12 protein-coding genes and 1 pseudogene are annotated in these 13,985 nt (G+C 74.3%); 7 read left to right on the top strand and 6 right to left on the bottom strand.

The window, feature by feature from the left end; genetic code table 11:
* The first annotated feature begins 269 nt into the window (after nucleotides 1-269).
* From G5C62_RS21105 to G5C62_RS21095, 3 genes are all read left to right on the top strand, one after another.
* Nucleotides 270-1,319, top strand: coding sequence for an NAD(P)-binding domain-containing protein (locus G5C62_RS21105; protein ID WP_206330769.1), 1,050 nt, complete (start codon nucleotides 270-272; stop codon nucleotides 1,317-1,319).
* A 250-nt stretch (nucleotides 1,320-1,569) separates the two neighbouring features.
* Nucleotides 1,570-2,505, top strand: a complete 936-nt coding sequence (locus G5C62_RS21100; RefSeq protein WP_164702561.1) for an ice-binding family protein — start codon at nucleotides 1,570-1,572, stop codon at nucleotides 2,503-2,505.
* Nucleotides 2,502-3,137 carry a class F sortase gene (locus tag G5C62_RS21095; protein ID WP_036333507.1) on the top strand — a complete coding sequence of 212 codons (636 nt, stop codon included), beginning with the start codon at nucleotides 2,502-2,504 and terminating at the stop codon, nucleotides 3,135-3,137. The genes G5C62_RS21100 and G5C62_RS21095 overlap by 4 nt, the downstream gene beginning before the upstream one ends.
* Nucleotides 3,138-3,147: 10 nt before the next feature.
* Here the strand turns inward: G5C62_RS21095 and G5C62_RS21090 are convergent, their stop codons facing one another.
* Both G5C62_RS21090 and G5C62_RS21085 read right to left on the bottom strand, forming a co-directional pair.
* On the bottom strand, nucleotides 3,148-5,535 hold the full coding sequence (locus G5C62_RS21090; RefSeq protein WP_164702560.1) for a SpoIIE family protein phosphatase: 2,388 nt from the start codon (nucleotides 5,533-5,535) through the stop codon (nucleotides 3,148-3,150).
* 139 nt (nucleotides 5,536-5,674) lie between these two features.
* Nucleotides 5,675-6,877 (bottom strand): CdaR family transcriptional regulator, encoded by a 1,203-nt coding sequence (locus tag G5C62_RS21085; RefSeq protein WP_164702559.1) that lies wholly within the window; start codon nucleotides 6,875-6,877, stop codon nucleotides 5,675-5,677.
* Between the two features lie 146 nt (nucleotides 6,878-7,023).
* Between G5C62_RS21085 and G5C62_RS21080 the strand changes: the two genes are divergently transcribed.
* Entirely contained in the window at nucleotides 7,024-7,956 is a 933-nt protein-coding gene (locus G5C62_RS21080) for a proline dehydrogenase family protein (RefSeq protein WP_164702558.1), read from the top strand.
* A gap of 54 nt (nucleotides 7,957-8,010) precedes the next feature.
* Complete coding sequence (pruA, locus tag G5C62_RS21075; protein WP_164702557.1) at nucleotides 8,011-9,636, top strand: L-glutamate gamma-semialdehyde dehydrogenase; 1,626 nt, start codon at nucleotides 8,011-8,013, stop codon at nucleotides 9,634-9,636.
* A gap of 14 nt (nucleotides 9,637-9,650) precedes the next feature.
* On the opposite strand, the gene G5C62_RS21070 is transcribed toward pruA, so the two are convergent.
* Nucleotides 9,651-10,199, bottom strand: coding sequence for a gluconokinase (locus tag G5C62_RS21070; RefSeq protein WP_164702556.1), 549 nt, complete (start codon nucleotides 10,197-10,199; stop codon nucleotides 9,651-9,653).
* A gap of 56 nt (nucleotides 10,200-10,255) precedes the next feature.
* Between G5C62_RS21070 and G5C62_RS21065 the strand changes: the two genes are divergently transcribed.
* Nucleotides 10,256-11,431: an MFS transporter gene (locus G5C62_RS21065; protein WP_164702555.1), complete on the top strand. Its 1,176-nt coding sequence runs from the start codon at nucleotides 10,256-10,258 to the stop codon at nucleotides 11,429-11,431.
* A gap of 61 nt (nucleotides 11,432-11,492) precedes the next feature.
* Here G5C62_RS21065 and G5C62_RS21060 read toward each other — a convergent pair whose 3' ends face one another.
* Genes G5C62_RS21060 through G5C62_RS21050 form a run of 3 tightly spaced genes read right to left on the bottom strand, consistent with a single transcriptional unit; the run spans nucleotide 11,493 to nucleotide 13,436 of the window.
* Entirely contained in the window at nucleotides 11,493-11,864 is a 372-nt protein-coding gene (locus G5C62_RS21060) for a hypothetical protein (RefSeq protein ID WP_164702554.1), read from the bottom strand.
* Nucleotides 11,865-11,878: 14 nt separating this feature from the next.
* The gene (locus G5C62_RS21055) at nucleotides 11,879-12,673 is read right to left on the bottom strand and encodes an enoyl-CoA hydratase/isomerase family protein (protein WP_164702553.1); all 795 of its coding nucleotides are present in this window, start codon (nucleotides 12,671-12,673) and stop codon (nucleotides 11,879-11,881) included.
* Between the two features lie 37 nt (nucleotides 12,674-12,710).
* A complete protein-coding gene (locus G5C62_RS21050; protein WP_064972352.1) occupies nucleotides 12,711-13,436 on the bottom strand; it encodes a GAF and ANTAR domain-containing protein in 726 nt (241 codons plus the stop codon).
* A gap of 313 nt (nucleotides 13,437-13,749) precedes the next feature.
* Here G5C62_RS21050 and G5C62_RS21045 point away from each other — a divergent pair.
* Nucleotides 13,750-13,985, top strand: a pseudogene (locus G5C62_RS21045) (hypothetical protein); the annotation flags it as partial.

The following is a 13,985-nucleotide window of genomic DNA, read 5'->3' as shown; positions in this document are numbered from 1 at the left end:
GAGGCCGAGGTCCGGCGTCGGCACGGGGACCACCCGGCGTGGGCGCAGGCGGAGGAGCAGTCCGGCCGGGTCGGCCGTCTGCTGGGCTCCGGCGCACTGCGGCCCCGGCTGCTCACCGCCGTCCGCAGCGGACCGACCGCCAGCGTCGATCAGGTGACCTGATCGATGACTGTCCCCCCCGCACCAACGCTGGTGCGGGGGGACAGCAGTGATCAGGTCACCTGATCACTGCTGGGCACATGCGCGGGGCCTGCGGTGTTCACCAGGGCGTGCACGCAGACGTGGTGGTGATCGGGGCCGGCCAGGCCGGGTTGGCGGCGGGGCATGCGCTGCGGCGGGCCGGTGCGGACTTCGCTGTCCTCGACGGGAACGCCGGGCCGGGCGGCGCCTGGCAGCACCGCTGGCCCTCCCTGCGGCTGGGCGCCGCCCACCGGATCCACCCGCTGCCCGGCCTGCCCCTGCCCGCTGCCGACCCCGCGGCACCGGCCAGCGAGGTGGTCGCCGACTACTTCGCCGACTACGAGCAGCGCTTCGAGCTGCCCGTCCACCGGCCGGTCGCCGTCCGGTCGGTGCGGCGCACCGCCGAGGGGTTCGCGCTGGACACCAGCGCAGGCGAGTGGACGGCGCAGGGGCTGGTCAACGCCACCGGCACCTGGACCCGGCCGTTCTGGCCGGCCTATCCCGGGCGTGAGCTGTTCGGGGGTCGCCAGCTGCACGCCGCCGACTACCGCGGTGCCGAGGAGTTCCGCGGCCGGCACGTGGTCGTCGTCGGCGGCGGGACGTCGGCGGTGCAGCAGCTGATCGAGATCAGCGCGGTCGCCGACACCACCTGGGTCACCCGGCGCGAGCCGGTCTGGCGCAGCGGCGGGTTCGACGAGGACGCCGGCCGGGCCGCGGTGGCGCTGGTCGATCAGCGCGTGCGCGCCGGGCTGCCCCCGGGCAGCGTCGTCGGCGTGACCGGGCTGGTCGAGACCGACGCGGTGCTCGCCGCCCGGGCCCGGGGTGTGCTGGACCGGCTGCCGGTCTTCGACCGGCTCACCGCCGACGGGGTGGTCTGGGACGGAGACCCGGGTCGCTTCGTGCCGGCGGACGTCGTCCTGTGGGCCACCGGCTTCCGGCCGGCGCTGGAGCACCTGGCGCCGCTGCACCTGCGGGGCCCCGGCGGGGGCATCGCGATGGACGGCACCCGGGTGGTCGCCGAACCCCGGCTGCACCTGGTCGGCTACGGGCCCTCGGCGAGCACGATCGGGGCCAACCGGTCCGGCCCGAGCGCGGTGCGGGAGCTGCTCCGCACGTTGGGGGGCGATGTCGCGGCCTGAACAGATCTTGCCGAAGAGAGCAGGGCGGTCCGTCACCCATTGGGACTACAGATAGTCATTGCACGACTACGCTTCCGTACTGTTCGGGGCGAGGGCACCTCGAGCACCGGCATCCACGCCGATGACGTCCCCAGCGCACCGCGAGTCCGACCCCCGCGTCGGAGACAGGAGCGCCGACGTGGCGTCGGTCCCCAGCACACTCCCCAGCCCCACCCGCCGGACACGTCGTGACCCGTTCCGGTCGGTCGGCGTGCGGCGCACCACCCTCTGCGGCGTCGCGATGGTGGCCGCCTCGTCCCTCGTCCTCGTCAGTGCAGGCAGCGCCCAGGCAGCGCCAGCGGCGACCGCGGTGCCGCTGGGCACCGCCGAGCCGTTCGCCGTGCTGTCCGGATCGTCGTTCTCGAACACCGGGCCCACCGTGATCGCCGGGGACATCGGCGCGTCCGACCCCTCGATGGTCGGCACCGCCTCGATCACCCTCACCGGCACCAACCACGGCAACGACAGCGTCACCGCCAGCGCGAACGCCGCCCTGACCAACGCCCTGGTGTCGGCCGCCGGCCAGGGGCCCGGTGACACCATCTCGGCCGACCTGGCCGGACAGACGCTCACCCCCGGCATCTACACCTCGGCGTCGGCGCTCAGCATCGCCGGCCCCACGCCGCTGGTCCTGGACGGCCAGGGCGACCCGAACGCTGTCTTCCTCTTCCAGGCCGGTTCCACTCTCATCACCCAGCCGGGCACGTCGGTCAGCCTCATCAACGGGGCGACCGCGTGCAACGTGTTCTGGCAGGTCGGCAGCTCGACCACGCTGGGCGTCAACTCGGTCTTCCGCGGCGTCGTCCTGACGCTCACGGACACCACGATGAACACCGGCGCGACGCTGGAGGGCTCGGTGCTCTCCAGCGGCGCGGTGAGCCTGGACAGCAACACGATCATCCGGCCGGCCTGTGCGACGCCCCCCACGACGCCGCCCACGACAACGCCGCCCACCGCGACACCGACCGCCACACCGACCGACACCCCCGAACCCACCGCGACGCCGACCGGCACCCCGGCCGCCGCGACCCCGACCGGCACCCCGGACCGGCCCACCACCTACGGCCAGGTCGGCCGGGTGCCGGTCGGCTCGGTGGACACCGGTGACGGCAGCAACCCCCGGGAGTCGACGTCGACCACGCCGTGACCTCCGGCCGCGCGGCCGGAGTACGCCGGCGACCGGTTCAGCTCCGCCTGGTCGGCCTGGCCGCGCTGTTCGCCCTCGGGGCGACCGGTTGCGCCGATGGGACGCCGACCGCGCCCGCAGCCGGGTCGTCGGTCACCTCGACGCCGACCGCTGCCGCTCCGGTTCAGCCCGCCGTGCTGGCGGCGTCCGTCCCGGTCCGGGTGCAGATCCCGGCCATCGGGGTGGACTCGGAGCTGATGGACCTCGGCCTGCAGGCCGACGGCACGATGGAGGTACCGGCCGGCGGTTTCCCGGCCGGCTGGTACACCGGGGCGCCGACGCCCGGCGAGCGGGGGCCGGCGGTGCTGGCCGGCCACGTCGACTGGGGCGGGGCACCGGGGGTCTTCGCCGAGCTGCGCGACGTGGTGCCCGGCGACGAGATCACCGTGTCCCGCGCTGACGGGAGCACGGCCGTGTTCGCCGTGCAGGAGGTCGGGCAGTACGACAAGGACGACTTCCCGACCGCCGCCGTGTACGGCGACATCGACCACGCCGGACTGCGGGTGATCACCTGCGGAGGGGTGTTCGACGAGCTGGCCGGCAGCTACCTGGACAACACCGTCGTCTTCGCGGACCTGGTACCGCCCGCCTGACCGGCGGGGGTCAGGCGGGGCGGCCCTGCGGGTTGAGCCGCACGGCGACGAGCGCGACGTCGTCGTCCGCGCGGTCGGGCAGCATCCGGGCCAGCAGCTGGTCGGCCAGCTCGCCGACCGGTGCCTGCCACACCTGGCCGAACTCCTCGCGCAACCGCTCCACCCCGATGTCGAACAGCTGGTCCCGGCGCTCGACCAGACCGTCGGTGTAGAGCAGCACGGTCGACCCGCGGAGGATGGTCCGGACGTGGTCCTGGCGCTGGGCCGTGGGTTCCACGCCGAGCAGCAGGTCCGCGCGGGCGCCGTCGAACACCTCGATCTGCCCGTCGGGGCCGGCGACCACCGGGGGCAGGTGCCCGGCGTTGGCCCAGCGCAGCCGGGTGACCCCGCGCTCGACCTCCTCGTCGGTCTGCTCCAGCCGGGCGACCAGCACCGACGCCATCGTCCTCAGCTGCAGGCCGGCCATGGCACGGTCGAGTCGCTGGAGCACTCCGGCGGGGCTGTCGTCGCTGTCGTAGGCGATCCCGCGCGTCAGCCCCCGCAGCTGGCCCATGCTCGCCGCCGCCTCGGTGTCATGGCCGACGACGTCGCCGATCACCAGCATGGTCGAGCCGTCGGGCTGCTCGAAGACGTCGTACCAGTCGCCGCCCACCTGCGCGTCCCGGGCGGCCGGCACGTACCGCACCGCGACCTCGAGGTGGTCGGGGGACGGCGGTTCCGACAGCAGGCTGCGCTGCAGGGTCAGGGCGCTGCGGGCCACCCGCCGGGAGCGGGCGTACAGCGCCTCCAGCAGGTGGGTGCGCAGCTCGCCGGCCTCGGCCAGCTCCGCCGGCGTCCACGGATCGGCGCGGTCCCGGACGGTCTCCCGCCACCGGTCGAACGACTTGCGTGGCGAGAGCCGGACCGTGTCGCCCTCCCGCTCGGCGATCGCCTTGTTGTGCGGATCGCCACCCCAGTCGACCGACTGCACCTGCTCGCCGCGGGTCCAGATCACGTACTGCCCCTCGGGCAGCGGCAGGGCCAGCACGCCACAGACCAGCTCGGCCGGGATGTCCAGCTGGGGGGCGACCAGGGGCAGCTGCTCGGTGCTGACGACGTCGTCGGCCTGCTGCCCGGCCCAGCGCGCCAGCGCAGCGGCCACCTCGGGGGACAACGGGACGCCGGCGCTGCCGGTGTGCCCCTGCAGGTTCACCACCACCGAGGAGGCCGGAACGACGTCGAGCAGCCCCGGGCGGCCGAGCACCGTCTCCGACAGCGGCCGTTCCTCGTCCAGCGCCGCAGCGGTGAGCCACGCCATCGTCGACCGGACCCGCAGTGCCCGGCGGTGCTCCTCGTCCTCAGCGCGGTCGACCAGCCGGAGCGAGAGCGTGGAGCCGAGGAACTCCGCCGCCGCACGGGTGGCGTAGGGCGGGGCGTGGGTGCCGGAGTAGTGGTGGCAGGCGATGAGCCCCCACAGCTTCTCCCCGCGCAGCAGCGAGATCGACATCGAGGCGCGCACGCCCATGTTCTTCAGGTACTCGCAGTGGATCGGCGAGACGCTGCGGAGCGTGGAGTACGTGAGGTCCAGCGGCTGGCCCGTCGCAGGCAGGTCGACCGGCTCCAGCGGCGACGGCGTGTAGCCGACGTCGTTGATCAGCCGGATCCAGTTCTTCTCGTACAGCGCGCGGGCCTGGGCGGGGATGTCCGAGGCCGGGTAGTGCAGCCCGAGGAACGAGTTCAGCTCAGGGAGCTTCGCCTCGGCGACGACCTCGCCGTTGTAGTCGGCGTCGTAGCGGTAGACCATCACCCGGTCGAACCCGGTGAGCCCACGCACCGCCTCAGCGGTGATGTCGTACAGGGCCTGCAGCGAGCCTGCCCGGTTGAGCTCGGCGACCGTCCCGCGCACCGCCTGGTAGGTGTTCGGGAAGGAGAACGGGCGCGGCCCGTAGGCCGACTCCAGCTCGATGACCAGCGTGCTCGCCGACGGGGTGACCGCCTGGCCGCTGACCGGCAGGGTGGCCCGGGTGCCGGGGAGCGTGCTGCCGTCGGCGGCGTGGGTCGCCCGGTGCAGGAGTGCGTCGACCGGACGGGGCGTGCCGTCGCCCTCCAGCACGAGCTCGACCGGGTTGCGCTCGCGCAGGTCACCGAAGGCGCTGGCCGACCGGGCGATCGCCTCGGCCGGCGCGAGCCCGACGACGTCGGCGAGGGGACGGCCCAGGGCGTCGTCCCAGGCCACGCCGACGACGTCGGCCAGGTTGCGGGACACCTGACGGACCACCATGTCCGGCTCGCTGACCGCCAGCAGCACACCGCGGGGCTGGATGCTGCCGGGCACGTGGATCGGCTCGCGCTCGCAGTTGCTCAGGTCGACCGGCTCGCCGGGCGCCAGCCAGGGGCCGGTTTGCAGTTGGTCGGTCATGCGGGGGCCCCGTTCGTCGCCGGAGTGGAGGCCCGCCGGGTCTCGACGGCCCGCTGCTCGACCGCCGCACCGGGGTGCAGGCGGCGCAGCACGTCGGCGTCGTCCCTGGACCGGGCAGACGCTCGTCGTGCTGACGTCATCAGCCCGCCGAGCTTAGGTCACCGGAGCGGCGGGGGAGGTGCGGCGGGTTCGTCGCTGTGAGCCGCGCTGAGCGCACGCCCAGGTGCAGCAGCAGCCGGTCGGCGCCGTCGGCGAGGTCGAGCCCGGTCAGCTCGGAGATCCGGCCGAGCCGGTAGTAGAGCGTCTGGCGGTGGATGCACAGTTGCGCCGCCGCGCGCTGCGGGCTGCCGGCGCAGTCCAGCCACACCTCGGCGGTGCCGGTGAGGACCGGATCGGCCAGCAGGCGGGCCAGTGCGGGATCCGGCCCGGGCAGCGCGGCCACCTGCCGCCACGGGCCGAGCTCGGACCAGGACGCCGCCGGGGCGAGCCGGGGGTCGACGGCGGCGACCCGCGCCGCCGTGCGCGCCTCGTGCCACTGGGCGGGCAGCTCCAGGCAGCCGCGCCGTGGACCGGCGACGCCGGCCGTGCTGCCGGGAGGGAGCTGGGCGAGCGCACCGGCACTCAGCACACCGGCCGGACGGGGGTCGGCGTCCCCGGGCAGCGGCAGCAGCACCGCCACCGCGACGGCGGGCCCGCCGCCGGAGGGGAGGACCGCGCTGACCGCCCCGGCCCCGGGCGGCGTCCAGCCGGTGGGCAGCCCCGGCGGAGCCGGGTGCAGCGCCACCAGCGTCACCGCCGTCCGGTCGCCCCCCAGGGCGTCGGTCAGCTCCCGAAGCGCCCGCCCGGGGGCGTTGCCGGTGAGTACGGCGCGCAACGCCGCCGACAGGTCGGCGGCGCCGGGCCGGCCCTCCGCGAGCAGCCGACCGGCCTCGGCGGCCAGCGCCACCGCCTCGGCCAGGCCCGGGGCGGCCGGGTCCTCGACGTCGGTGCGGCCTTCGTCGAGCAGCCAGAGGTACCCCTGCAACCGCCCGCCTGCGCGCACCGGCAGGCAGAGCCGGGTCAGGATGCCGGCCGCCGGGTCGGCCGGGACCCGCAGCGGGTCCAGGGCGTCGGCGATGCCGAACTCCTCGAACCGGTGGCGCACCTCCGCCGTCGATCCCCGACCGAGGATCGACCGCGCCCGGACGGCTTCCATCATGGCGCCGGGGCTGCCGGCCGCGGCGCTCGCCGGCTCGTCGTGCGCGCAGAACGCGAGCATCGTGAAGTCGCGGTCCTCCAGCGTCGCCGGGGCGGCGAGCAGGTGGGAGACCTCGTCCACCAGGTCCTGCAGGTCGTCGCGCACCGGGACCTCCTCTCGCCGTCTCAGACGATCGTACGAGGGTTCCTCGGCGAGTCCGGACATCTGTCGCTGGTGCGCGGTGGGTCGGCGTCCCTAGCGTTCGGGGCACCGCACCACCACGCTGAACACCGCCCCGTCGGAGGCGCCCCGTGCTCACCCAGAAGGCACTCCTCGCCGCCGCCCGCCGTCCCGGGCTCCGCCGCGTGGTCACCGGCACGCCCGTCACCCGCCGGGTGGTGGAGCGCTTCGTCGCCGGGGAGTCCCTCCCCGAGGCGATCGAGGTCGTGCAGGCACTGTCCGCCGACGGCCTGGCGGTCACCCTCGACCACCTGGGCGAGGACGTGACCGACCGCAGCGAGGCCCGGCGTACCCGCGATGCCTACCTGGCCGCGCTGGAGAGCCTGGCGCCGCTGGGCCTGAGCCGGGCCGCCGAGGTCTCGGTGAAGCTGTCCGCCTTCGGCCAGGCGCTGCCGGTGGGCGGGCACGACCTGGCGCTGGAGCTGGTGCGCCCGGTCGTCGAGGCCGCCACGGCGTTGGGCACCACGGTGACCCTGGACATGGAGGACTCCCGCACGGTCGACGCCACCCTCGCCGTCCTGGCCGAGCTGCGGCGCGAGCACCCGGGCACCGGTGCGGTGCTCCAGGCGATGCTGCACCGCACCGAGGACGACGCCCGCGCCCTCGCCGTCCCCGGGTCGCGGGTGCGGCTGGTCAAGGGCGCCTACCAGGAGCCGGCCTCGGTCGCGTACCAGGAGAAGGCGGACGTCGACGCCGCCTACGGCCGCTGCCTGGAGACGCTGGTCCGCGGACCCGGCTACCCGATGGCCGGCACCCACGACCCACGGTTCGTCCAGCAGACGCTGGACCTGGTCGCCGAGACCGGCCGCTCGTCCGACAGCTACGAGTTCCAGATGCTCTACGGCATCCGCCCCGACGAGCAGACCCGCCTGGCCGCCGAGGGGCACACCGTCCGGGCCTACGTGCCCTACGGCGCCGACTGGTACGGCTACTTCATGCGCCGCCTCGCCGAGCGCCCGGCCAACCTGCAGTTCTTCCTCCGCTCCCTCGCCACCAAGTCCTGATCCGCCCCACCAAGATGGCCATTTTGGTGCCATCCGTCTCCTGAGGAGCACCCCATGGACGCCGTCACCCAGGTCCCCGCGCCGCGCAACGAGCCGGTCGGCGACTACGCCCCCGGCTCGCCGGAGCGGGCCGCGCTCCAGCAGCGGCTCACCGAGCTCGCCGCCTCGCCGGTCGAGCTGACCGCCACGATCGGCGGGCAGCAGAAGACGGCCGGCGGTGCGGCCTTCGACGTCGTCGCCCCGCACCGGCACGCCCAGGTGCTCGGGACGTCGGCCGCCGCCACCGCCGCCGACGCGCAGGAGGCGGTGCGCTGCGCCAAGGACGCCGCCCCCGGCTGGTCGGAGCTGTCCTTCGACGACCGGGCCGCGGTGTTCCTCAAGGCCGCCGACCTGCTGGCCGGGCCGTGGCGGCAGACGCTCAACGCCGCCACGATGCTCGGGCAGAGCAAGACGGCGTTCCAGGCCGAGATCGACTCCGCCTGCGAGCTGATCGACTTCTGGCGCTACAACGTGCACTTCGCCCGCGAGGTGCTGGCCGAGCAGCCGGTCTCCGGCCCGGGCGTCTGGAACCGCGTCGACCACCGCCCCCTGGAGGGCTTCGTCTACGCGGTCACCCCGTTCAACTTCACCGCCATCGCCGGCAACCTGCCGACCGCACCGGCCCTGATGGGCAACACGGTGATCTGGAAGCCCGCCCCCACCCAGCAGTTCGCCGCGCACTTCCTGATGCGGCTGCTCGAGGCCGCCGGCCTGCCGCCGGGCGTGATCAACATGCTGCCGGGTGACGGGGTCGCCGTCTCCGACGTGGTCCTCGCCGACCGCGACCTGGCCGGCATCCACTTCACCGGCTCGACCCCGGTGTTCCAGCACCTGTGGCGCACGGTGGGGGAGAACATCGCCGGCTACCGCGGCTACCCGCGGATCGTGGGGGAGACCGGCGGCAAGGACTTCATCGTCGCCCACCCCTCCGCCGACCCCGACGTGCTGCGCACCGCGATGATCCGCGGCTCCTTCGAGTACCAGGGCCAGAAGTGCTCGGCGGCCTCGCGGGCCTACGTGCCCCGCAGCCTCTGGAGCCGGATCCGCGACGACCTGATCGGCACCGTCGAGGAGATCCCGATGGGCGACGTCACCGACTTCTCCAACTTCATGGGCGCGGTCATCGACCGGAAGTCGTTCACCAAGCTGTCGAAGGTGCTCGAGTCGGCCAAGGACGACGACGCGCTCACCGTCGTCGCCGGCGGGACGGCGGACGACAGCGAGGGCTTCTTCGTGCGGCCGACCGTCATCGAGGGCACCGACCCCGAGCACGACGTCTTCTCCACCGAGTACTTCGGCCCGGTGCTCGCGGTGCACGTCTACGACGACGCCGACTACGACACCGTGCTCGCCCAGATGGAGTCGGTGGCGCCCTACGCGCTGACCGGCGCGGTCATCGCCCAGGACCGGACGGCGATCGCCCACGCGCAGCGCTTCCTGCGGCACGCGGCCGGCAACTTCTACGTCAACGACAAGCCCACCGGCGCCGTCGTCGGCCAGCAGCCCTTCGGCGGTGGCCGCGGCTCGGGCACCAACGACAAGGCCGGCGCGGCGCAGAACCTGCTGCGCTGGACCAGCACCCGGTCGCTCAAGGAGACGTTCGTCCCGGCGACCGACCACCGCTACCCGCACATGGGGTAGCAGCCGCGGCGAGCTCAGCGGGGGAGCGGGATCTTCCGCTCGTCGCAGAGCTCGGAGAGCATCTCGCCGACCGTCTCCTCCACCGAGCCCTCACCGGGGACGACGGCGCCAGGCTCGTCGTCGCCCAGCGGCTGCAGGGTGTCCAGCTGGCTGCGCAGCAGGCTCGGCGGCATGTAGTGCCCCTTGCGCTGGGCGAGCCGCTCGGTGAGCACCTCCTCGGAGGTGTCGGCGTGCGCGAACCACACCGAGGGGTGGCCGTCGCAGAGCAGGTCTCGGTAGCTGCGCTTGAGCGCGGAGCAGGTGAGGATGAACGACGTCCCGGCGGTCTCGTGCTCGCCGATCAGCTCGGCCATGCGGCGCAGCCACGGCCAGCGGTCCTCGTCGTCCAGCGGGGAGCCACTGCGCATCTTCTCGACGTTCTCCGGCGGGTGCAGGTCGTCGCCCTCGATGAACTCCCACTGCAGGCGGCGGGCGAGCTCGTTCGCGACGGTCGACTTGCCGGAGCCGGAGACCCCCATGACGACGATCGAGGTGGTCGCCGGGATGCTGTCCGTGGTTTCCATGCCCCGACCGTATTGAGTCGAGGGAGGAGTTGGGAACCGGGACGGGGGCACGGGACGTGACGACGACGGAACGACGGTCCTCGCTGTGGCGCCTTCCGGCCGTCCGCTCCCTGTTCGCGCTCAACGCCCTCGGGTTCCTCAGCTACTCGCTGCTGCTGTCGGCGCTGCCCGCGCACGCCGCGGCGCTGGGCGCCGGGCTCACCGCCGCCGGCTCGGTGACCACGGTGTTCCTGGTGGCCACCGTGCTGGCCCAGACGGCGGTGCCGGCCCTGGTCGCCCGGCTGGGCATCGCCCCGGTGCTGGCGGGAGGGCTGATCGCGCTGGGGGCGCCATCCCCGCTGTACCTGCTGGCCGACGACGTGCGCTGGTTCGCCGTCGTCTCGGTGGTGCGCGGGGTGGGGTTCGCGGTGCTCACCGTGCTCGGCTCGACGATCGCCGCGCAGGCGGTGCCGCCCGAGCGGCGCGGTGAGTCGATCGGCATCTACGGGCTGGCGATCTCGGTGCCGACGCTCGCGGCGGTGCCGGGTGGGACGGCGCTCACCCTGGCCGGTCACTTCCCGTGGGTCGCCGCGATGGCGGCCGCCCCGGTGCTCGCCCTGGTGTTCGTGCCGGGGCTGGTGCGGGCGCTCGGCCCGCCGGAGGTGTCCGCCCCGGGTGGGTCGCGTGCGGCAGTGTGGGCCGCGGCCGCGCCGTCGCTGGTGCTGCTGGTGGTGACCCTGGCCGGCGGCGGGCTGGTCACCTTCCTGCCGATCGAGCTGCCCGACGGCGCGCTGGCGGTGGTGGCGCTGCTGGTGTTCGGGGTCAGCACCGCACTGTGCCGGTGGGGCGCCGGGGTGCTGGTCGACCGGCTGGGGGCGCGGGTGCTGTTGCCGGCCACGCTGGCCAGCGGGGTCGCCGGGATGCTCCTGGTGGCGCTGGGGCTGCGGACCGCCGGCGTCGGTGGGGCCGCGGCCGTGCTGACCGGGGCCTTCGCGCTCGGAGTCGCCTACGGCGCGGTGCAGAACCTGACGCTGGTGCTCGCCCTGGCCCGGGCCGGCGCGGGGCAGACCACGACGGTCAGCGCCGTGTGGAACGCCTGCTACGACAGCGGCACCGCGATCGGTGCGCTGGCAGTGGGGGCGGTCGCCGCGCAGGTCGGGCTCTCGCTGAGCTACGTGTTCGTGGCGGTGCTGCTCGCGTTGGCACTGCCGCTGGCGGTCACGCTGCCCCGCGCGCTGCGCGCCACGAACTGAGCGCGCTGCGCGCCAAGAACTGAGCGCGCTGCGCGCCAAGAACTGAGCCGGCCGGCTGAGCTCAGCCGGCGGACGCCTGGTCGCCCAGCCGCTGCCGCGCGGCCTCGGCCAGCCGCTCCACCGTCTGCACCTCGGCGGCGGCCTCCCGCAGCCAGGTGCGCAGCCCGTCGACGTCGCACCGGTTGCGGTCACGCACCTGGCCGAGCAGCACCTGCCGGGCGCTGGACTGGGCGCGCATCGCGGTGGGCAGGGTGCGGCCGATGCGGCGGGCCCGGGTGGTGAGGCCGGCGCCGAGGAAGACCAGCTCGCGGACGTCGGACAGCCCGGCGAGGAGCGCCTCGGCGTCCTCGGGCCGGCCGTCGGCCAGCAGCTGCAGGTACTCGTCGGCGCGGCGGGCGCCGGTGTCGGCGGGGTTCTCAGACGATGCGGTCACCCCTCCACTCTCCCTCAGCGGCCGGACCAGTGCGGCGGGCGCTTCTCCAGGTAGGCCGCGATCCCCTCGCGCCGGTCCTCGCTCAGGTAGGGGTTCGGGCCGACGTCCAGCCGCAGCGCCGCGGCCAGCGGCAGCTCGAGCCCCTTGACCGCGGTCTCCTTCATCCGGCGCACCGAGAGCGGGGCGTTGGCCGCGATCCGGTCGGCGAGGGCCAGGGCGGCCGGCAGCACCTCCTCGACCGGGACGACGCGGTTCACCAGGCCCCATCGGGCGGCGTCCTCACTGGTCACGTACTCGCCGGTGAAGAGCATCTCCAGTGCGATGCCGGTCGGGATGCGCTTGGGCAGCACGACGGACCCGTAGTTGGCGCCCATGCCGATCGTCGCCTCCGGCAGGCCGAGCTTGATCCCGGGCGCGGCGATCCGGATGTCACAGGCTAGGGCCAGTTCGAAGCCGCCGGCGACCGCGTGCCCGGCGAGGGCGGCGATGACCGGCACGTACGTCTCGCCGAGCACCTCGAACAGGGTGCGGCCGGGGCGGTTCATCGGCGGCCGGAAGGGCTCACCGCGCTGGTCACGCTCCCGGATCTCCTTGAGGTCGAACCCGGCGCAGAACGCCGGCCCGTTGCCGGTGAGCACGACGGCCCGGACGTCGGCGTCCTCGGCGCAGGCGAGCAGCTCGTCGACGAGGTCGGCCTGCAGCGCCGAGGACAGCGCGTTGCGCCGCTCGGGCCGGTCGAGGGTCAGCACGCGGACGTGCCCCCGGGTCTCGGTGGTCAGGCCTGACTCCCGGCGCTGCGGTTCGCTCATGGCCGCGATCCTGCCTGCACCCGTCGGGCCCGGCAGGTCAGGCGGAGGGGAGCTCGCCGGTCTGCACGAACTGCTCGGCGATGTCGCGGACCTTCCGGTTGGTCTCCATCGACAACTCGGCCAGTACGGAGAACGCCCGGTCGGCCGGCCACTTGTACCGCTCCATCAGGATTCCCTTGGCCTGGTCGATGACCGCCCGGGAGTCCAGCGCCGCGCGCAGGTGCTCGGCGCGCCCGACGGCGGTCTCGTAGAGGTACATGTTCGACACCGGGACCACGGCGTAGGCCGCGAACCGGGCCGCGGTCCGACGGGTCTGCTCGTCCAGTGGCTGGGAGGTGCGCGCGTAGACGTTCAGCCCGCCGTTGATCAGCTCCTGCGGCGGCAGCGGGAAGGACAGCACCCCGCGGCACCCGCGCTCGGCAGCGGCCTGCGGGAACGCGCTCCACCGCTGCTCCGCGGCGGTGTCCAGCAGCTCGACCACCTCACCCGTCGTCGCAGCCTCCAGGCAGGGCCCGGAGCCCTGCGCGTACTGCACGAGGTCCAGGTCGCGGGCGAGTGGGTCGCTCGCGGCAACGGTCGACGAACGGCCGTCGGTGACGATGGTGACCGAGGTGGCGGGGTCGCCGGGGAGCACCCGGGCGGCCAGGTCGGCGACCCGCTGCAGCACCGACTCCAGGGAGTGCTCGGCGAACGACATGCGGCCCAGCTCGTCGAAGGCGAGCTGGACCAGGTCGGCGTCGGGGTCAGGGGTGGGGCGAGTCAACGTCGTACTCCGGCGGCAGGTGGCACCGGACAGCTGCATGCGCCGGCGGGGAGACGGGCCCTGGGAGATCACCGAGGACCCGCTGAGGACGGGGTCGACGACCCCGCTGCCGCACGCCGGCTGTGTGACGTTGTGGCACCGGGAGCATAGCCGGGGCCGGCGGACAGGTCGGGCGGCGTGCGAACCGTGTCGATCATGCTCCGGCGCGTACCGTGATCAGTGGTGTCGTGACGCGGCACCGACGTGCGTCAGCCAGCGGCGTGCGCGCGAGCGGGGCCTCAGCGCGGGGCCCTCGCCGAGGTCGCCATCCCCGGTGCTCCACAGACCGGAGGTCGACCTGTCCATCTCTCTCGGACCCCTGAGCCGTGACGCCACCGACGCGCTCGCCCGGCTGGGCAACCTGGCGCTGCGGGACCACTCGATGGAGTCGGTGCTCCAGACCGTCGCCGACCTGGTCAAGCAGGTGCTGCCGGGCGAGATCGAGGCCTCGATCTCGCTGCTGGTCAACGGCAGGGCGACGACCACGGTCTACACCGGTCAGCTCGCCCT

The sequence above is a fragment of the Modestobacter sp. KNN46-3 genome (assembly GCF_011039295.1).
This window is presented reverse-complemented; position numbering and strand designations above follow the sequence as displayed.

What these genes read in the sequence shown, in the direction of transcription:
- G5C62_RS21090 (WP_164702560.1), bottom strand. Translation starts at nt 5,535, where the DNA reads ATGACCGACCAACTGCAAACCGGCCCCTGGCTGGCGCCCGGCGAGCCG.
- pruA (WP_164702557.1), top strand. Translation starts at nt 8,011, where the DNA reads ATGGACGCCGTCACCCAGGTCCCCGCGCCGCGCAACGAGCCGGTCGGC.
- G5C62_RS21070 (WP_164702556.1), bottom strand. Translation starts at nt 10,199, where the DNA reads ATGGAAACCACGGACAGCATCCCGGCGACCACCTCGATCGTCGTCATG.
- G5C62_RS21055 (WP_164702553.1), bottom strand. Translation starts at nt 12,673, where the DNA reads ATGAGCGAACCGCAGCGCCGGGAGTCAGGCCTGACCACCGAGACCCGG.